Origin of the sequence: Kosakonia sp. H7A (assembly GCF_003028445.1) — a bacterium.
In the GTDB taxonomy this organism is placed as follows: Bacteria; Pseudomonadota; Gammaproteobacteria; order Enterobacterales; family Enterobacteriaceae; genus Kosakonia; species Kosakonia radicincitans.
In genome coordinates, this window is the sequence record NZ_PYTZ01000011.1 from 84,732 (window position 1) to 104,626 (window position 19,895).

Annotated in this window: 17 protein-coding genes; 10 read left to right on the plus strand and 7 right to left on the minus strand. The window is 55.7% G+C overall.

Annotated elements, in window-relative coordinates; genetic code table 11:
- Positions 1-32: 32 nt before the first annotated feature.
- Together kdgT and sodA are read right to left on the minus strand one after the other, a co-directional pair.
- Positions 33-1,016: a 2-keto-3-deoxygluconate transporter gene (kdgT, locus tag CWM66_RS24865; protein ID WP_007369296.1), complete on the minus strand. Its 984-nt coding sequence runs from the start codon at positions 1,014-1,016 to the stop codon at positions 33-35.
- 258 nt (positions 1,017-1,274) lie between these two features.
- Positions 1,275-1,895 (minus strand): superoxide dismutase [Mn], encoded by a 621-nt coding sequence (sodA, locus tag CWM66_RS24870; RefSeq protein WP_007369297.1) that lies wholly within the window; start codon positions 1,893-1,895, stop codon positions 1,275-1,277.
- Between the two features lie 289 nt (positions 1,896-2,184).
- Here sodA and rhaT point away from each other — a divergent pair, with 289 nt between their 5' ends.
- Complete coding sequence (gene rhaT / locus CWM66_RS24875) at positions 2,185-3,219, plus strand: L-rhamnose/proton symporter RhaT (protein WP_035889113.1); 1,035 nt, start codon at positions 2,185-2,187, stop codon at positions 3,217-3,219.
- On the opposite strand, the gene rhaR is transcribed toward rhaT, so the two are convergent.
- Positions 3,220-4,068: an HTH-type transcriptional activator RhaR gene (rhaR, locus tag CWM66_RS24880; protein WP_107147506.1), complete on the minus strand. Its 849-nt coding sequence runs from the start codon at positions 4,066-4,068 to the stop codon at positions 3,220-3,222.
- Positions 4,069-4,141: 73 nt separating this feature from the next.
- Positions 4,142-4,978, minus strand: a complete 837-nt coding sequence (gene rhaS / locus CWM66_RS24885) for an HTH-type transcriptional activator RhaS (RefSeq protein WP_072441494.1) — start codon at positions 4,976-4,978, stop codon at positions 4,142-4,144.
- 299 nt (positions 4,979-5,277) lie between these two features.
- Here rhaS (CWM66_RS24885) and rhaB point away from each other — a divergent pair, with 299 nt between their 5' ends.
- The 9 genes from rhaB (at position 5,278) to rhaM (ending at position 15,246) form a co-directional block, all read left to right on the plus strand.
- Positions 5,278-6,747: a rhamnulokinase gene (gene rhaB / locus CWM66_RS24895; RefSeq protein ID WP_079517142.1), complete on the plus strand. Its 1,470-nt coding sequence runs from the start codon at positions 5,278-5,280 to the stop codon at positions 6,745-6,747.
- The gene (gene rhaA / locus CWM66_RS24900) at positions 6,744-8,003 is read left to right on the plus strand and encodes an L-rhamnose isomerase (protein ID WP_107147510.1); all 1,260 of its coding nucleotides are present in this window, start codon (positions 6,744-6,746) and stop codon (positions 8,001-8,003) included. The genes rhaB and rhaA overlap by 4 nt, the downstream gene beginning before the upstream one ends.
- A 148-nt stretch (positions 8,004-8,151) precedes the next feature.
- Entirely contained in the window at positions 8,152-8,982 is an 831-nt protein-coding gene (gene rhaD, locus CWM66_RS24905) for a rhamnulose-1-phosphate aldolase (protein ID WP_107147512.1), read from the plus strand.
- Positions 8,983-9,106: 124 nt separating this feature from the next.
- Positions 9,107-10,093: a rhamnose ABC transporter substrate-binding protein gene (gene rhaS, locus CWM66_RS24910; protein ID WP_043955948.1), complete on the plus strand. Its 987-nt coding sequence runs from the start codon at positions 9,107-9,109 to the stop codon at positions 10,091-10,093.
- Positions 10,094-10,144: 51 nt separating this feature from the next.
- A complete protein-coding gene (locus tag CWM66_RS24915; RefSeq protein ID WP_107147513.1) occupies positions 10,145-11,656 on the plus strand; it encodes a sugar ABC transporter ATP-binding protein in 1,512 nt (503 codons plus the stop codon).
- Positions 11,656-12,660: an ABC transporter permease gene (locus CWM66_RS24920; protein ID WP_107147516.1), complete on the plus strand. Its 1,005-nt coding sequence runs from the start codon at positions 11,656-11,658 to the stop codon at positions 12,658-12,660. The genes CWM66_RS24915 and CWM66_RS24920 overlap by 1 nt, the downstream gene beginning before the upstream one ends.
- Entirely contained in the window at positions 12,657-13,661 is a 1,005-nt protein-coding gene (locus tag CWM66_RS24925; protein ID WP_071921752.1) for an ABC transporter permease, read from the plus strand. The genes CWM66_RS24920 and CWM66_RS24925 overlap by 4 nt, the downstream gene beginning before the upstream one ends.
- A gap of 125 nt (positions 13,662-13,786) precedes the next feature.
- The gene (gene fucO / locus CWM66_RS24930) at positions 13,787-14,935 is read left to right on the plus strand and encodes a lactaldehyde reductase (protein WP_007369309.1); all 1,149 of its coding nucleotides are present in this window, start codon (positions 13,787-13,789) and stop codon (positions 14,933-14,935) included.
- Positions 14,932-15,246: an L-rhamnose mutarotase gene (gene rhaM, locus CWM66_RS24935; RefSeq protein ID WP_079517146.1), complete on the plus strand. Its 315-nt coding sequence runs from the start codon at positions 14,932-14,934 to the stop codon at positions 15,244-15,246. The genes fucO and rhaM overlap by 4 nt, the downstream gene beginning before the upstream one ends.
- 33 nt (positions 15,247-15,279) lie before the next feature.
- On the opposite strand, the gene CWM66_RS24940 is transcribed toward rhaM, so the two are convergent.
- From CWM66_RS24940 to CWM66_RS24950, 3 genes are read right to left on the minus strand one after another with little or no spacing between them, the layout of a single operon-like run.
- Entirely contained in the window at positions 15,280-16,020 is a 741-nt protein-coding gene (locus CWM66_RS24940; RefSeq protein ID WP_107147518.1) for a molecular chaperone, read from the minus strand.
- Complete coding sequence (locus tag CWM66_RS24945; protein ID WP_107147519.1) at positions 16,017-17,336, minus strand: fimbrial protein; 1,320 nt, start codon at positions 17,334-17,336, stop codon at positions 16,017-16,019. Before CWM66_RS24945 ends, CWM66_RS24940 begins: the two co-directional genes overlap by 4 nt.
- Before the next feature lie 15 nt (positions 17,337-17,351).
- Positions 17,352-19,877 (minus strand): fimbria/pilus outer membrane usher protein, encoded by a 2,526-nt coding sequence (locus CWM66_RS24950; RefSeq protein ID WP_007369313.1) that lies wholly within the window; start codon positions 19,875-19,877, stop codon positions 17,352-17,354.
- Between the last annotated feature and the right edge of the window lie 18 nt (positions 19,878-19,895).

Here is a 19,895-nt window from a genome sequence, read left to right on the forward strand (position 1 = left end):
GCCCGGTAAGCATTTCGCCACCGGGCAAACCGTTATTTCACCGCATTACGCATCACCACTTCCGCCTCTGCCGTTTTCACCTTGCGCGACCAGACGGACGTTAAAATCGGCACCAGAATTGACGTGACAATCACCGAGGTCGCCACCAGCGCAGTTGCGGCTGGCGCCATCGGTTTAAAGTCCGGCACCATTTCGGCGATCAGCACCGGCGTTGCCACTGCCGCGCCCGCAGAACTGGAGGCCGCCAGCCCTGCTGTACCATCACCGCCGCCAATCAGTTTATCGGCGATAATCAGCGGAATACCGGTAATCACAATCACCGCCACCCCCAGCAAAATCCCCAACAAGCCGGTCTGCGCAATCACGCTTAAATCAATCGTGTTACCCAGTGCGAAAGCAAAGAACGGAATCAGGGTTTGCACCGCTTTGCTGAAAAACTCCCGTAATTCCGGGTCCAGATTCCCCAGCGCGAACCCGACCAGGAACGGCAGCACCGCACCAACAAACACGTGCGGCTCGAACGAGGCAATTCCCGCTGTGCCGAGGATAATCATCGTCATCAGCGGGCCGGATTCCAGCGACATCAACACGAACGCACCGGCTTCCTCTTTGGTGCCGTACTGCTGCATGATTGACGCATACAGCCCGCCGTTAGTCATATCCATCGATGCTACCAGCGCCAGCGTCGATAACCCGGCGAAAAAACCCGCCTCCACACCGTGTTCAGGGATCAGCCGTGAGGCCACGGCCGCCACCACCCAGGCAACCGCAATTTTGGTCACCACCAGCGTGCCGGACTTACGCAACACCGTGCCGGTGGCGCTCAGTTTGATGGAAGCGCCCATACAGAAAAACCACACCGCCAGAATCGGCACCGTGCCAGTAATCATGCCGTTAGTGAACGAGCCAAAGTACTTTCCCGCGCCGGGCGCAAAAGTATGGCAGAGAGCGCCGATGAACAAAGGAACCAGCATCATCCCGCCAGGGATTTTTTCGATTGCACGCTTGATTTGCATATCTTCACCTGTCAAAAAACGTCCGATTTTTTGAGCGCCGACCCGCTATGTTTTCGGGACAACAGCAGCGCGGATGAAGAGAGGGTAGACCGGGTTTCGCGGAAGAAAAGTGATCAGACAATCATAACAAAACAATATTTCATTATTTTTAGATCATCGTTCCTGTTAGTTTTTATCTGAAGAAAGGATATAAAAAACCCCCGCAGACTAAGCCTGCCGGGGGTTCTGGCTCACGCTAACGCGCGGGGGAAAGCAAACTTATTTTTTCGCAGCGAAACGAGCCGCTGCTTCGTCCCAGTTCACCACGTTCCAGAACTCTTTGATGTAGTCCGGGCGGCGGTTCTGGAATTTCAGGTAGTAAGCGTGTTCCCACACGTCCAGACCCAGGATCGGGAAACCGGACGCGCCAGAGATCGCTTCACCCATCAGCGGGGAATCCTGGTTAGCAGTAGAAACCACAGCCAGTTTGTCGCCTTTCAGCACCAACCAAGCCCAACCGGAACCAAAACGCGTGGCGGCTGCTTTTTCGAATTCAGCTTTGAAGTTGTCTACGGAACCGAAATCACGCTCGATAGCCGCTTTCAGATCGCCCTGCAGGGTGGTGCCTTTTTTCAGGCCTTTCCAGAACAGGCTGTGGTTAGCGTGACCGCCTGCGTTGTTACGCAGAACGGTTTTTTTGTCTGCCGGCAGTTGATCCAGTTTGGTGATCAGTTCTTCAGCTGACAGGCTGGCGAACTCCGGCAGGCTTTCCAGCGCGGCATTCGCGTTATTTACGTAAGTCTGGTGATGTTTAGTGTGATGGATTTCCATCGTCTGCTTGTCGAAATGAGGCTCAAGGGCATCATACGCGTACGGCAGAGCGGGCAGTGTATAGCTCATTTTCATCTCCATTATTGTCTGGCGGCATATATGTTAATGCCGCGTAAGCAGTCGGATCATTATAGTTAATTAAATGATATTGAAAATGTTTATCAATGCCGTAGTTTTAATAAGGTTATAACTTTTGGTTATGTTATTGAAATTGTGAAGCTGCTCACCTCCATCACGCGCTCATTGCCAGTTCGCCATCTATCGCGGCAAACGCCTCAAGGTTAATCTCCTGACTGATTTTTACACTCCTCAGGTCGGCTGCTCGTATTCCGACGATAAAAACAAAGAGGATGAGAAAATGAGTAACGCGATTACGATGGGTATTCTTTGGCATTTGATAGGTGCGGCCAGTGCAGCCTGTTTCTATGCCCCGTTCAAGAAGGTTAAAAATTGGTCCTGGGAGACCATGTGGTCAATCGGCGGCATCGTCTCCTGGTTGATTCTCCCCTGGACCATCAGCGCGCTGTTACTGCCTGATTTTTGGGCCTATTACAGCTCGTTCAGCGCTTCCACCCTGCTACCGGTCTTTCTCTTCGGCGCAATGTGGGGCATCGGTAACATCAACTACGGCCTCACCATGCGCTACCTCGGCATGTCGATGGGCATTGGCATCGCTATCGGCATTACGCTGATTGTCGGTACGCTTATGACGCCAATTATCAACGGTAATTTTGACGTTCTGATCAACACCGATGGCGGTCGAATGACGCTGCTTGGCGTGCTGGTTGCGCTTATAGGTGTCGGGATTGTGACCCGCGCAGGCCAGTTGAAAGAGCGCAAAATGGGCATTAAAGCCGAAGAGTTCAACCTGAAAAAGGGGCTGACGCTGGCGGTGATGTGCGGCGTATTCTCCGCCGGCATGTCCTTTGCCATGAACGCCGCCAAACCGATGCACGAAGCCGCTGCGGCGCTGGGCATCGATCCGCTCTACACCGCCTTGCCAAGTTATGTGGTGATTATGGGCGGCGGCGCGCTGATTAACCTTGGCTTCTGCTTTATTCGGCTGGTAAAACTGAAAAACTTGTCGGTAAAAGCCGATTTCTCGCTGGCAAAACCGCTGATCATCAGCAATATCCTGCTTTCGGCGCTGGGCGGTTTGATGTGGTATCTGCAATTCTTCTTCTACGCCTGGGGCCATGCCCGCATTCCGGCGCAGTACGACTACATCAGTTGGATGCTACACATGAGCTTCTACGTGCTGTGCGGCGGCATTGTCGGGCTGATCCTGAAAGAGTGGAAGAACGCGGGTCGCCAGCCGGTGAGCGTGCTGAGCCTTGGTTGCGTGGTGATCATTGTTGCCGCCAATATCGTCGGCCTCGGTATGGCGAACTAATCAGGCAGCAACCCGGCTACGATGACGCCACTGACCTGGCGTCATCCCCACTTCGCGGCTAAACACCACCGAAAAATAGTTACTGTCCTCAAACCCGCACTGCATGGCGATTTCGCCGATCATCTGCTCGGAATGCTGAAGCAAATACTGCGCATGGCAGATGCGCAACTGGCGCAGATAGTGGTTGATGGTCATCCCGGTCTGGGTGCGGAATTGCTGGCGCAGCGCGCGCTCGCTGCACTGTTCCTGCTCGCAAAACTGCTCCAGCGCAAAGCTGCGATTCAGGCTGCCGGAGAGCGCGGTAATCAGCTTATCGAGCAGCGTCTCACTGTGCGTCGCCGCCAGGTTATCGGCAGCAAAACGGTGTCGTTTGAGCGTCATTACCAGTTGGGCAAACAGCGTTTCTGCCATGATATTGGCCAGCGGATCGGCTTTGGTGCTCTCATGCTCCAGCTGCGCAATCACCTGCCGTGCCTGCGCCATACCGGTGCTGCCAATCCGCCAGTGCGGCGTTCTTGTCGTGCCGTTAAGTCCGGGAATATGCGCCGCCCAGTCGAGGTTAAGCGTCAATCGATCCGGGCAGTAGATGATATTTTGCAACACCAGATCGTTAACTGAAGCGTAAGAGTGGCAATCTTCGGCGCGGATATAAAACAGGTCGCCGCGCGTAATGCGGTAAGGACGGTCATTCAGCACATGCAGGCCGTTGCCGCGCCACACCACCACCAGTTCGCAAAATTCATGGGTGTGTTCAGCAAAGACATTTTGCGGATAGCGATCGGCCACCGCTACCGCTTGCCCGGCACGGGGAAAGAAATCCGCTTTGCGAAGAATCAGTTGGCCTGCCACACACTCACCTCTGCCTTGAACAACCTGAAATTATTAGCGGATCTTCGGCGACAAATCGGTGACAGCCTTCGCGTTACTGAAGCTGCGTATCGCGCCCCTGGCGGATATCGCGGGGCGACCAGTTGAATTCCCGGCGAAACAGGGTTGAGAAGTGATTGCTGTCGCCAAACCCGCAACGGAAAGCGATATCGGTGACGCTCTCGTCGCTGTGGCGCAACATGTGCCGCGCTTTGGTCAGCCTTAACCGGTTGAGATAGCGCTGCGGCGTCAGGCCCGTTGAATGCTTCAACTGGCGATGCAGCGTGCGCAAAGAGAGTGTGAACTGGCCGGCCAGCGTTTCCCAACAGACATCCTCGGCGAAGTGATCTTCCAGCCATAACATCAGTTGATTGAGGCGGGCATCGCTGCTGACAGCGCCCTCCTGCTGGCTCCCTTTACGCAGCATCACCAGCAGTTGCATAAACAGGATCTCGCGGTTCGCAATACCGTGGGTATCCATTTCGGGATCCAGTTTTTCCATCTGCCCGATGATCTCCCGTACCTGCGCCAGCGTCTGCTGGCTCACCCGCCAGTGCGATGGATAGTGACCATCCTGCTCCTGCGGCAGTAACTGGTTCAAACCGGCAAGAAACTGGAAAGCCTCCGGCGAACGGTACAGCACATTGGTCAGGCACAGGTTATCGGTATGCTCATATAAGTGCCGATCATGATCACGGACAAAACAGACGGTGCCGCCGCTGATAGTGAAAGGCTGACCATTAAAAACGTGGATCCCGGTGCCGTGTTCAACGATCACAATTTCATGAAAATCATGATGATGTTCAGGGAAAGCCGCCTGGGGAAGCCGGGGTTCAATGGCAACAGGTGATTGACCTGCCGGGAAAAAATCCACGCTATGAAGTACGGTCATGATTGCCCCACTAATGAGAAACTTTCTCAAAATAGTAATTAAGGGTTATCAACCTCACCTTAAATTTTCGACAGCTTTTCGCGCATAGCCTGCCGTTTTTTCAAGAAACGACCGGAAAGATCGGGAAATGTGGCAACGGTCACAATGGCTTAAATCCCCGTCATTACTGGAAACTGTGAACTTTCTCACGTTCACCTTTGCTTTCTTGCCAGCGGCAATTGGCGGCTGTCAGTAGCAAGAAGGTACGCCTTACCCCTCTTTTTTAGACTGTCTGCAATGACTCTAAGAAGGACCCAATCATGACTTTTCGCCACTGTGTCGCAGTTGATTTAGGCGCCTCAAGCGGACGCGTCATGCTGGCGCGTTATGACAGCCAGCAGCGCATCCTTTCGCTTCGCGAAATCTACCGTTTTAGTAACTGTCTGCAAAAAGTGGACGGCTTTGATTGCTGGGATATCGACAGCCTGGAAAGCGAAATTCGCCGCGGCCTGCTGAAGGTCTGCGAAGAAGGCATTCAGCCCGACAGCATCGGCATCGATACCTGGGGCGTCGATTACATTCTGATTAACCGCGACGGCCAGCGCGTCGGTCTGCCGATTGCTTACCGCGATGATCGCACCGATGGCGTGATGCAGCGTGCGATGCAGAATCCCGGCAAAGCCGATATTTATCGCCGCAGCGGCATCCAGTTTTTACCTTTCAACACGCTGTATCAGTTACGCGCGCTGACGGAACAACAGCCGGAGCTGATTGACCAGGTCGCGCATGCGCTGCTGATCCCTGATTACTTTAGCTACCGTCTGACCGGCCAATTGAACTGGGAATACACCAATGCCACCACCACGCAACTGGTCAATATCAACACCGATAACTGGGACGATACGCTGCTGGCGTGGGCGGGCGTTCCGGCCAGTTGGTTTGGCACGGCCACACATCCCGGCAATGTGATTGGTCACTGGATCTGCCCGCAGGGCAACGCGATTCCGGTGGTCGCCGTCGCCAGCCACGATACCGCCAGCGCGGTGATCGCCTCGCCGCTGGCGGATAAAGACGCGGCCTATTTGTCCTCTGGTACCTGGTCGTTAGTGGGTTTTGAGAGCAAAACCCCTTACACCAGCGATGACGCGCTGGCGGCGAATATCACCAACGAAGGCGGCGCGGAAGGGCGCTACCGCGTGCTGAAAAACATTATGGGGTTGTGGCTGCTGCAACGGGTGCTGAGAGAACAACAGATAAGCGATCTGCCCGCGCTGATTGCCGCCACCGAACAGCTTGCGCCCTGCCGCTTTGTTATCAACCCAAACGACGATCGTTTTATTAACCCGCAGAACATGAGCGCCGAGCTTCAGGCCGCCTGCCGGGAAGCGGGCCAGCCTGTGCCGCAAAACGCTGCCGAACTGGCGCGCTGCATCTTCGACAGCCTCGCCCTGCTGTATGCCGACATCCTTGCCGAGCTGGCCTTTCTGCGCGGTAAGCCTTTCAGCCGCCTGCATATCGTCGGAGGCGGTTGCCAGAACCAGCTACTGAATCAGCTCTGCGCCGATGCCTGCGGGCTGCCGGTGGTGGCCGGTCCGGTGGAAGCCTCCACGCTCGGCAACATCGGCATTCAGCTTATGACGCTGGATGAACTGAGCAACGTCGATGATTTCCGTCAGGTGGTGGCGAGCAACCATAACCTGATCACTTTTACCCCTAATCCTGACCATGAAATCGCCCGTTACGTCGCGCGCTTTCAGCAAAAACGACAGACAAAGGAGCTTTGCGCATGACCACTCAACTTAAACACGCCTGGGAAATTGCCAAACAGCGCTTCGCCGCTGTGGGGATTGATGTCGAGGAGGCGCTGCGACAGCTCGATCGCCTGCCGGTTTCCATGCACTGCTGGCAGGGCGATGACGTCGCCGGTTTCGAAAACCCGCAAGGCAGCCTGACGGGCGGCATTCAGGCCACCGGCAACTATCCGGGCAAAGCGCGCAATGCCAGCGAACTGCGCGCCGATCTGGAGCAGGCGCTGAGCCTGATCCCCGGCCCGAAACGCCTTAACCTGCACGCCATTTACCTCGAAGCCGACGGCCCGGTTGGTCGCGATGAGATCAAACCGGAACACTTCACGAATTGGGTACAGTGGGCGAAAGCGAACAAACTGGGGCTGGATTTTAACCCTTCCTGCTTCTCGCACCCGCTAAGCGCCGACGGTTTTACCCTCTCCCACGCTGACGATGAGATCCGCCAGTTCTGGATTGACCACGTCAAAGCCAGCCGCCGCGTGTCGGCCTGGTTCGGCGAACAACTCGGCACACCGTCGGTAATGAATATCTGGATCCCGGACGGCATGAAAGATGTCACCGTTGACCGCCTGGCGCCGCGCCAGCGTCTGCTGAGTGCGCTGGACGAAGCGCTCAGCGAAAAACTCAACCCGGCGCACCATATCGACGCCGTCGAAAGCAAGCTGTTCGGTATTGGCGCAGAGAGCTACACCGTCGGCTCCAACGAGTTTTACATGGGCTATGCCACCAGCCGCCAGACCGCGCTGTGCCTCGATGCAGGTCACTTCCACCCGACAGAGGTGATCTCCGACAAAATCTCCGCCGCCATGCTTTATGTGCCGCGCCTGCTGCTGCACGTCAGCCGTCCGGTGCGCTGGGACAGCGATCACGTAGTGCTATTGGATGACGAAACCCAGGCCATCGCCAGCGAGATCGTGCGCCACCAGTTGTTTGACCGCGTGCACATCGGTCTCGACTTCTTCGACGCCTCGATCAACCGCATCGCCGCGTGGGTCATCGGCACCCGCAACATGAAAAAAGCCCTGCTGCGCGCGCTGCTGGAGCCAGTTGAAACGCTGCGCAAACTGGAAGCCGACGGCGATTACACCGCCCGCCTGGCGCTGCTGGAAGAGCAGAAATCCCTGCCATGGCAGGCCGTATGGGAGATGTATTGCCAGCGCCATGACACGCCAGCCAGCAGCCAGTGGCTGGACAGCGTGCGGGCATATGAAAAAGAGATTTTGAGTACACGTCGTTAACCGGAAGCCAGGGTGCGGGCCGGATAAGCGCAGCGCCATCCGGCAAGCAACGTTATTAAGAAAAAATGCCGGATGGCGAGGCCATCGCAGCTTATCCGGCCTACGTGAGACCCGAGAGATGTCGGGCACTAAACAGGACAGAAAGACTATGCAGACCATTATTAATTCCTGGTTCGTCCAGGGGATGATCAAAGCCACCTCCGATGCCTGGCTGAAGGGCTGGGACGAACGTAACGGCGGCAACCTGACGCTGCGCCTGGATGATGCGGATATCGCGCCGTATGAAGCCGATTTTCACCAGAAACCGCGCTATATCGCGCTCAGCCAGCCGATGCCGCTGCTGGCGAACACGCCGTTTATCGTCACCGGCTCCGGCAAATTCTTCCGCAACGTGCAGCTCGATCCGGCCGCGAACTTAGGCGTGGTGAAAGTGGACAGCGATGGCGCGGGCTACCACATTCTGTGGGGATTGACGTCTGAAGCGGTACCGACCTCGGAACTGCCCGCTCACTTCCTGTCTCACTGCCAGCGCATCCAGCTCACCGGCGGAAAAGATCGCGTGATCATGCACTGCCACGCCACCAACCTGATAGCGCTCACTTATGTGCTGGAAAACATGTCCGATCTGATGACCCGCAAACTGTGGGAAGGCAGCACCGAATGTCTGGTGGTGTTCCCGGATGGCGTTGGCATTCTGCCGTGGATGGTGCCCGGCACCGATGAAATCGGCCAGGCGACCGCCGAAGAAATGCAGAAACATTCACTGGTGCTGTGGCCATTCCACGGCGTTTTCGGCAGCGGCCCGACGCTCGACGAAACCTTTGGCCTGATTGACACCGCCGAGAAGTCGGCGGAGGTGCTGGTGAAAATCTATTCCATGGGCGGAATGAAGCAAACCATTAGTCAGCAAGAACTGATTGCGCTGGGCAAACGCTTTGGCGTTACTCCGCTGCAATCGGCACTGGATTTGTACAAATAACAACATCGCGCCTCGCACAAAGACGGGGCGAACTCTGTCACCTGCAAAACAACTCTTCCCTGAAGATTTCGCGGTGCGCTGCAACGCGAAAGACAACGGGAATATAACTCGTGGAGTAAAAGCAATGAAAACAAAAGCTAGCTTGATCCTCACCGTGGCCCTCATGGCGTTGTCCGGTTCCGCTGTCGCTGAAGTAAAAATCGCCCTCGTGGCGAAATCTTTAGGCAATGGCTTTTTTGAAGCAGCAAACACCGGCGCGCAGGAGGCGGCCAAAGAGTTAGGCGATGTCAAAGTGATCTATACCGGCCCGACCACCACCACGGCTGAAGCGCAGATCGAAGTGCTGAATGGCTTGATCGCCCAGGGGGTGGATGCGATCGCCATTTCAGCCAATGATCCGGACGCCGTGGTGCCAGTGCTGAAAAAAGCGATGCAGCGCGGCATCAAAGTGGTTTCATGGGATTCCGGCGTGGCGAAAGCGGGCCGCCAGATCCACCTGAATCCTTCCAATAATGCGCTGATCGGCGAAACCAACGTCAAACTCGCCGCCGATGCGCTGAAAGCGCTGAATGTGGATAAAGGCGACGTTGCCATCCTCAGCGCCACACCGACCTCCACCAACCAGAACATCTGGATTGCGGAGATGAAAAAAGTGCTGCCGAAATACCCGTCCGTCAATCTGGTGACCGTCGCCTATGGCGATGACTTATCGGATAAAAGTTACCGCGAAGCGGTCGGTTTGCTGAAGTCATACCCCGATCTGAAAGTGATCGTATCGCCGTCGTCAGTCGGCATTGTCGCCGCGGCGCAGGCGGTAAAAGACCAGGGCAAGATCGGCAAAGTGTATGTCACCGGTCTGGGCCTGCCGTCAGAAATGGCAGGTGCGATTAAATCCGGCGCCAGCAAAAGTTTCGCCATCTGGAACCCGATCGATCTCGGTTATGCCGCCACATATCTGGCGGATGATTTAGTGAAAGGCACGGCGACCAAAGAGGAAGCCAGCATGGGCAAACTGGGCAAAGTGAAGCTCGATGCTGACGGCAGCGGCGCGATGGCTGAGCCGTTTGTCTACGATGCCAGCAACATTGATAAGTTCTCGAAGATTTTCTGATCCCTTACCTGCCCTTTCCCGGCGGGAGAGGGCAAAAACTGGAGAACGATCATGACGGCATCCCCCCCTCTGCTGTCGCTTAAGGGCATCACCAAGGTTTTCCCCGGTGTGCGTGCTCTTGAGAATGTGCAGCTTGATCTCTGGCCCGGCAAAGTCACCGCGTTGATCGGTGAAAACGGCGCAGGGAAATCGACGCTGGTCAAAGTGATGACCGGCATTTATCAACCGGACGAAGGTGAAATCCTCTATAAAGCGATCCCTATTGCGCTGCCGACGCCGGAATCCGCCCATAAAGTGGGGATCACCGCTATCCATCAGGAGACGGTTCTGTTTGATGAGCTGTCGGTGACCGAGAACATTTTTGTCGGCCAGTATCTTTATAAAGGACTGCTGAAAAAACTCGACTGGCCCGCCATGCACCAGCAGGCGCGGGATATTCTTGCCCGGCTGGAAGTGCAAATCGATCCGCGCGCCACGCTGAAAACCCTGAGCATCGCCCAGCGCCATATGGTGGCGATTGCCCGCGCACTCTCTTTTGACGCGCAGGTAGTGATTCTGGATGAGCCCACGGCCGCGCTTTCGCAGCATGAGATTCTGGAGTTTTACCAAATCGTCGAACGCCTGAAACAGGAAGGTAAAGCGATCCTGTTTATCTCGCACAAGTTCGATGAAATCTTTGAACTGGCCGATCACTACACCATTTTGCGCGACGGCGTTTATGTTGATTCCGGCGCGATAAAGGCGATCACCGAAGAGCGCATGGTGGCGATGATGGTTGGCCGCACGCTGAGCCAGAGCTGGCCGAAAGTGGCCTGCGAACCGGGTGAAACGGTACTGGAAGTGCGCGATCTGTGTCATCCCACCGAGTTTGCCCATATCAACTTTTCCCTGCGTAAAGGCGAGATCCTCGGCTTTTACGGCCTGGTTGGCGCCGGGCGCACCGAACTGATGCAGGCGCTTTCCGGCGTTTCACGCCCCTCATCCGGCGAGATCATTCTCAACGGCAAATCCGTGCAGTTCCGCCAGCCAGCGGATGCCATCCAGGCCGGTATTGTCTGCGTGCCGGAAGAGCGGCAAAAGCAGGGAGCGATTATCGAGCTGTCGATTGCGCAGAACATCAGCCTGCCGCAGCTTAGCAAGCTGAACTGCAACGGCGTGCTGAATGAGGCGAAAGAGTGGGCGCTGGCCGATGAGTACGCGCGACGTTTGCAGGTAAAAGCCTTTAGCTGGAGACAAGCGGTAGAAACGCTCTCCGGCGGCAATCAGCAAAAAGTGGTGATCGGTAAATGGCTCGCCACGCATCCGGAGGTGATCATCCTCGACGAACCGACCAAAGGAATCGATATCGGCTCAAAAGCGGCAGTGCACCAGTTGATGTCGGAACTGGTGGCGCACGGGCTGGCAGTGATTATGGTCTCCTCGGAGTTGCCGGAAGTGATGGGCATGGCCGATCGGGTGATTGTGATGCATGAAGGACTGATGGTGGCGCAGTACAACGCAGGCGACGCCACGGCGGAAACTATTGTCAGCGCGGCCAGCGGCGCCGGGAAGGAGGCAGCATAATGTGGCAACAACTGCTTAAACACCGCGAAGCGCTGCTCGGCGGCGTGATTGTACTGCTGGTACTGAGTATCGGCAGCCGTGTTCCTTCGTTTATCAGCCCCGGCAATCTGGTGGAGATGTTCAACGATACCGCCATTCTGATCATTCTTGCGCTCGGGCAGATGATGGTGCTGCTGACCAAAGGCATCGATCTGTCGATGGCGGCAAACCTCGCGCTGACCGGCATGATTGTCGCACTGATCAACTTCCATCACCCTGACGTTCCGATCTGGTCGTTGTTGCTGCTGGCCACGCTGCTTGGTCTGCTGATGGGCATGATCAACGGCCTGCTGGTATGGAAACTGGGAATTCCGGCCATTGTGGTAACGCTCGGCACCATGAGCATCTACCGCGGCATTATCTTCTTACTTTCCGGCGGCGGCTGGGTGAATTCCAATCAGATGGGTGCGGATTTTCTCGGCCTGCCGCGCGCGTCGGTGCTGGGTTTACCGGTGCTGAGCTGGTGCGCTGTCGCCGCGCTACTGCTGGTGGGATATTTCCTGCGTTACAGCCGTACCGGGCGGGCGCTCTATACCGCAGGCGGCAACGCGACGGCAGCGTATTACACCGGAATCAACGCTGGCAAGATGCAGTTTGTCAGTTTCTGCCTCTCCGGCGCGCTGGCGGGCTTTTGCGGCTATTTGTGGATCTCGCGCTTTGCCGTGGCGTATGTCGATGTGGCTAACGGTTTTGAGCTGCAGGTGGTGGCAGCCTGTGTGATTGGCGGCATCAGCACCATGGGCGGCACCGGGCGCGTGCTCGGCTGTCTGTTCGGCGCATTATTCCTCGGGGTGATCAATAACGCGCTGCCGGTCATCGGTATTTCTCCCTTCTGGCAGATGGCTATCTCCGGCACGGTGATTGTCATTGCGGTTCTGCTGAATGAACGCGCCAACAAGCGCAAAGGCCGCTTGATCCTGCGTGATGCGGCGCTGGCACGACAAAAACAGGCGGTGAAATCATGAGCAAAATATTGACCTCCGATGCCGTGAAAAACGCACCAGCCACCTCACCTTTCCTCCAGCGCCTGCTGTGCTGGGAAGGTTTTTTGCTGGCCGTGACCCTGGCGGTATTTGTGGCGAATGCCATCGCGTCACCCTACTTCCTCAATATCTGGAACCTCTCTGACGCGACGTTCAACTTTACCGAAAAAGCGATCATCGTCCTGCCAATGGCAATGCTGATCATCGCCCGCGAGATCGATTTATCCGTCGCCGCCAACATGGCGCTTAGCTCCACGGTAATGGGGTTTTGCGCGCAGGCAGGAATGGATACGCCGCTGCTGGTCGCGGTGGGCCTTGGCGTCGGGCTGCTGTGCGGATTGTTCAACGGCATTCTCGTCACCTGTTTCAATCTGTCATCGATAGTGATCACCATCGGCACCATGAGCCTCTTTCGCGGCATCACTTACATTCTGCTTGGCGATCAGGCGCTGAACCGCTGGCCAGAGAGCTTCGCATGGTTTGGCCAGGGCTACGTCTGGGGCGCTCTGTCATTTGAGTTTGCCCTGTTTATGGTGCTGGCCGCCGCGTTTGCGTTCCTGCTCCACAAAACCAACTTTGGCCGCCGCACCTACGCGATAGGCAACAACCCGACCGGCGCGTGGTATTCCGGCATCAATGTGAAGCGTCACAACCTAATCCTCTTTGCCCTAGTCGGATTGATGGCGGGGCTGGCGTCGGTACTGCTGACATCACGCCTTGGCAGCACGCGTCCGACGCTGGCGCTCGGCTGGGAGCTTTCCGTGGTAACGATGGCCGTGCTGGGGGGCGTCAATATCCTCGGCGGCTCCGGCAGTATGGTCGGCGTCATCATCGCCGCCTTCCTGATGGGGCTGGTGACCTTTGGCCTGAGCCTGCTCAATGTACCGGGCATTGTGATGTCGATTATCGTCGGCGCGATGCTGATTGTGGTGATTTCGCTGCCGATCATTACTCGCCGCGTGATGCAGCGCAGGCGTATGTAATTGCCGGATGGCGGCTGACAAAACCGCGCCGCAGATAAATGCAGGCCCGGTAAGGCAACAAGAATTCCCCCGGCGACATGGAGTATTGCCGCCGGAAAAATCACAGCAAATTAAGGAGAGTCACGATGAGCTTTATGTTAGCCCTACCAAAAATCAGCCTGCATGGCGCAGGCGCTATCGGCGATATGGTCAATCTGGTGGCGAACAAACAGTGGGGTAAAGCGCTGATTGTCACCGATGGACAACTGGTAAAACTGGGCCTGCTGGACAGTCTGTTTACTGCGCTGAAAGCGCACAACATGGCGTATCACCTGTTTGATGACGTGTTCCCGAACCCGACGGAAGAACTGGTGCAAAAAGGGTATGCCGCATACCAGCACACCGCCTGTGATTACATCATCGCTTTCGGCGGCGGCAGCCCGATCGACACCGCCAAAGCGGTGAAAATCCTTACCGCCAACCCGGGGCCGTCCACTGCGTATTCTGGCGTTGGCAAAGTGAAAAACCCCGGCGTGCCGCTGGTCGCGATCAATACCACGGCCGGTACCGCAGCGGAAATGACCAGTAACGCCGTGATCATCGACTCGGCGCGACAAGTCAAAGAGGTGATTATCGACCCCAATATTATCCCCGACATCGCCGTGGACGACGCCAGCGTAATGCTGGAAATCCCCGCATCGGTAACCGCCGCCACCGGGATGGATGCGCTGACGCACGCGGTAGAAGCCTATGTTTCTGTCGGCGCGCATCCATTAACCGACGCCAACGCGCTGGAAGCGATTCGCCTGATCAACCTGTGGCTGCCGAAAGCGGTGGACGACGGGCATAACCTCGAAGCGCGTGAGCAGATGGCTTACGGCCAGTATCTTGCCGGGATGGCCTTTAACAGCGCCGGTCTTGGCCTGGTGCATGCGCTGGCGCATCAACCGGGGGCGACCCACAACCTGCCGCACGGCGTGTGCAACGCTATTCTGCTGCCGATCATCGAAAACTTTAACCGCCCGAATGCCGTTTCCCGTTTTGCCCGCGTTGCGCAGGCGATGGGCGTTGATACCAAAGGGATGAGCGATGAAGCCGCCAGTATGGAGGCGATCAACGCTATTCGCCGCCTCAGCGTACGCGTGGGCATTCCTTCCGGTTTTAGCAAACTGGGCGTGACCAAAGCGGATATCGAAGGCTGGCTGGATAAAGCGCTGGCCGATCCCTGCGCCCCGTGCAACCCGCGTACCGCCAGCCGCGATGAAGTCCGCGAGCTGTATCTGGAGGCGTTATGATCCGTAAAGCCTTTGTGATGCAGGTCAATCCTGAGGCCCATGAAGAGTATGAACGTCGCCATAATCCCATCTGGCCGGAGCTGGAAGCGGCGCTGAAAGAGGGTGGCGCGCACCATTACGCGATTTATCTCGATAAAGCGCGCCATCTGCTGTTCGCCACCGTGGAAATTGAGTCTGAAGAGCGCTGGAATGCGGTCGCCAGCACCGAAGTTTGCCAGCGCTGGTGGAAATATATGCGCGACGTAATGCCCGCCAACCCGGATAACAGCCCGGTCAGCGCGGAGCTGAAAGAAGTGTTTTACCAGGCCTGAGCCCTGTTCCCCCTCTCTGTCACGGAGAGGGGATCACTGAAGCGGGAACTCCATGGCCGTCACCTGGCCGAGATCGTCTATCAGTTCAGCTTTTACGCGCAGCGGTAAATTTCTCGCCAGGTTTGCCGCTTCAACGAAATAACGCTTTTCGCTGAAGGGCGAAACCATCATGTCCGGCTGCTGCCCGGCGGCATAAGTTTTGTCACCAGCGAGTAGCGAAATACCGGCAAATGAGACGTGCCACGGCGAAGTGTTATGGCACACGATCTCAATATCTTTGCCGCTTTTTTCCCGATGAAAGCTGATTTTTTCCGCAATGTTATCGGGATCGCCAATTTTTTTCGGCCGCCAGAAGATTTTCATCTGCGTATTCATGGTCAGTACCACGCTCTGCGCCTGCGGCGAAATCGTGGAGGATTTGGGCGGGATCTCATACAGATTCAGCCAGAAAACGGATTCGCGATCCTCGGGCAATGCCTGCTGGTTATAGATCAGCCGTAGCCCCTGCATCGCCTGCGGTTCTAATTTGAACAACGCCGGAACTGCAACAAATGGCGTTTTAATGCGATCGGGCATCGCCACGCTCGTGTTGCCGTTATCCACCCAGCTTTGCGCCATTACTGGCCAGCTATTGGTGTTCACCAGCATCAGACTCTGTTGCGTCTGCCCCTCTTTAAAAATCACCCGCGTTGAGGATGCGATGAGTCCGGCATGAGAGCAAAATGCGGCTGCCCACAGCGCCGCTAACACCATCGTTTTAACATGCTTTCTCATTGGACTTTCACCACAACATAAGCACTGGCATCCACTTTGCCCGGAGTGACCGTCTGGCCCGGAAGACGTGTCAGGAACGCATTGAAATGGACAATATATTCACTCAGTCCCGATGCGCCGCCATTGGAGATTTGTGTCGCTCCATCCCGCACAGAGTACCAGCCGCTGCTATTACCGAAGCGGCAGTCGCTTAGCGAACACCAGTACCAGCCGAGCAGATTGCGTGGTACGCCATCGCTGGAGTTCGCTATCTGGATACCGACACCCGTGGCAATGCCTGGGTAGCCATAGCGATCGGACAACAAATGACTTACACCGCCCAATGGATTCACCAGATTCAGCAGCTCGGCCATCGTGTAACTGTAATATGAGGTTTGAAATGCCAGCGCCGTCATACCCTGAGACGTCCCGCTTTGCGCCGCCCCCTCGCAGAGAATATTGACGTTGAAATTCGCCTGCGCCTTTTGCCCATTGTTCAAATCCGCGACGGAAATCGTTGGAAACAGCACGACAGGCGTGGTGCTTTTTGCCACACAGGTTGGCGTCGATACCAGTATTGAACCAGGCGTGGTAGCCGAGCCCATGGTTAGCGCCATCCAGTTATCCAGATACCAGCCAGTGTAATCCAGGGAAGCATCCCCGCTATCACAGTAAGCATCCGGGCTGCCGGGCGAGCAAAAAGAGACGTAACCATTAGGCTGGTTACAACTATAGAGACCCGAACTGAGCTGCGTTGAACGGCCACAATAGTCTGTAGGAGCCTGCCCTCTGGACGTGGTGGAACTCACACGAATCAGATCGGCGCGGATGGGGCTAAAATCTTTGACGCGAATATAAATTTGCTTGCCATCCGGTGAAACCGCGTAATTTTTCATCGGGATACGCTGATAATTACGGGTAAATACCGTGCCCGAATTCATGTGCGTCAGACGTATCGCCACATGGCTAAATAGCGTGCCGTAGTAGTTGGGATAACCATCGGCAGCGCCCAAATCAAAAAAGCCCCCGTTACGGTCATCGCCATTGGTGGCAATGATTTCGAAGATATTATTTTTATCCGCAATATCGCAGACCCACAGAACACTGTCCGGGCCTTTGTAACGCGGGTTACTCGCGAATGACACAATGCTTGAGCCAAGCGGCGAACCGATGGGATGGATCGCCAGGCTGGAGACGTTAACCGTTCCCAGCGATAAGCCAAGGCCAAAGGCATCTTCCTCGGTGCGGACGAAATCCGGCCCTTTATTACACACTGCGCCTGCGGAGAGGCTCGCGATTAAAAGGACGTTAAGTAAAATAGCGCGCAGTAAATTCATAAACAGCTCCGTCAATTAACGACAAGGCAGATCCATCAAAAGCAGCGGTTTTCGGGGCGATGTGGCATGCCACGTAAGCTGGCAGCTTTCCTTAGCGCCTTCACCCCAGCGCAGCCGCAGCTCCCCTTTTTTCTCGCTGGAACGCAGGTAGATCTGGTTAGCCTGCCCCACCATGCCGATATAGTTGTCATAGCCGTCATACACTGAGGTGCCCATCGGGATCGGCTCATTCGCCTGACGTTGTGCCGTGATCAACATCGCCTGGCCATTCAGGGTGTTAAAACGCACCCGAACCGTCGCGCCAGCATAGGGCGCAATGCGCTGCTGCGAGGTTTGCAGCTCGGCGTCATCGTTCATATTGCGGGGATCGAGGCCAATGCTATTGAACTGGTACGCGCCGAGCGTTGGCGCAATGGCGTAGCCAAATGCATCAATGCGTGCGCCCTGGCCGCCGATCACTTCAGCGCCGCTTGCGCCAGGCGCATCAATCAGGGCAAAACTGTCTCCTACCCAGTGTCCAAGCGTGATGCCGCCTTTATGCGCAACCGCCGACCCCTGTAGTGAAGCTGAGGCCTGCCAGTAATTTTTTGACGATGACCAGGAGAGTCCGGCATTGGCAAAAGAGAAATTTTGCTGCAAACCACCGCCCCACACCGACTGCTCTCCTTTGTCATCGGTAGAGTAATTCAGGCTGTAGTTCAGTGGATTTTTGTCGCCATACATACCGCTCAGCGTGGATTGATAACCGCCATCTGAATCGCTGCGGTGTGCGCTGGTCGAAAGAACAGGTGAGAGCGGCTGAGTTCCAAGCGGTACAGAGACCGAAAGCGACCACAGGGTTTGTATCTGGTCACGCAATGCAATCGTGTGTTCGTTACCGCTATCCTGCCAGGTATTGCTGGCGCTGGCGGGCGCAACGTTATAAGTACGCGCCACGCCAAGATTCAACGCGATGCCATAATCGAAGGTTTTATTCCAGTTGAACTGAAGTTGCTTATCGCGCTTTTTGTTATCGCGATAATCCTGCGTTGAGGCGGAGAGGTTAATGTTGCCGTAATCGCCTAATGTCTGGCCCGCCGAGATCTCAAGGCGATTGCGCTGTTTCCAGCTATGCGATTGCCACTGGGCACCATGTTTATAGGCCTCACGAGCCCCTAACGCGTCATACAATTCAGAGTATCCGGCCGTTGAATAGCGATAGCCTGCGAGCGTAAATGACGTTCCAGATTGCGGAATAAATTTGCTGTAGTTCGCCCGTAACGTCCAGCCGCTTCGGGTTCCTTCATCCGCCAGAGAGGCGCGGGAAAACAGGCTGGTCAAACCAAATGCGCCTGCGGAGGTAGTGTATACGCCTCCCAGCGAATAGCTCATATAGTCGGTTGCCAGCTGGTTGCCGAGGCTCAAAGTAAACGCATTCGTTAACCCTTGCCGCCAGACCACTTCGCTGAACACGTCCTTATCGCCGACATCCCGCGCCTGAGCCAGCGTGAAAACGTAATCTGAGGAGCCTGGTCGCATGGATTCAGACAGCGCGGAAAAAGGCACCGTAAAGGTATTAACGCTGCCATCGGCCTCATTGACGACAACGGTCAGGTCACCGGCGAAATTTGTCGGATAGAGATCGTCAATAATGAACGGGCCTGCCGCAACTGTCGTTTCATACAGCGTGGCTTTACCCTGCAAGATAGTGACGTTAGCGTTAGTGTTAGCAATACCCCGCACAACGGGTGCATAGCCCCGGCGCGAATTGGGCAGCATACGCGTATCCGATGAAAGCTGGAGCCCGCGAAAACTCATCCCGGAGAAAAATTGTCCGTTCGTAAAGCCTTCACCCACCATTAATTCGCTGCGCAGCGGGTAAATGGCGCGCTGAAGATAACGACGGTTCGTATTCCAGCGGCTGCCTTCTTCGTTGCTATAGCTCAGGCTTGACTGCTGGCGGTAGCGCCACAGCCCAAGGTTAAAACCACCATTGAAATTCAGCCAGCTGGAATCCATGCTCTCTGCGCCGCCCTGGCGCGACGTCACATGATATTGGTTGGCGATATAGTTCAGAAAGAGCATGCTTTCCCCGGCATCCAGGCTTGCTTCGCTGACGCTGCCGCGGGGAACGGATTTCAACAATGCCTGCGGCACACTAAAATCCATACGCAATTGTGCAAGATCATCTTTGATGATGACGCCCTTCATCACCTCATCATCATTCCAGTAGCAGGATGATTTCATCTCTGGCGTTAAGGCCTTCAGACCTAACGTTGTTAATAATTCAGATGGCAGGCAGGGGCTAATATTCTCTCCCCGGCGGGAATACTCTATTTCACTGTGCGTGATAAACTTACCGTTAAGATAAATATCCAGCGAGTGACGTCCTGGCGTTATCATTTCGCCTTTATTTAAACGATGCAGATCCTCAACCGATAACCCGCTGCCTCTTAATAATGAGGCATCAAAATAGAACCCCTCATCTTCCGCCGACGCTGAAAAAGACAAAACAGAAATCAGCCCCATAAAAATACGAAAGCAGGTTGAATGCAGATGCATTATAGTCACCAGAGTTGA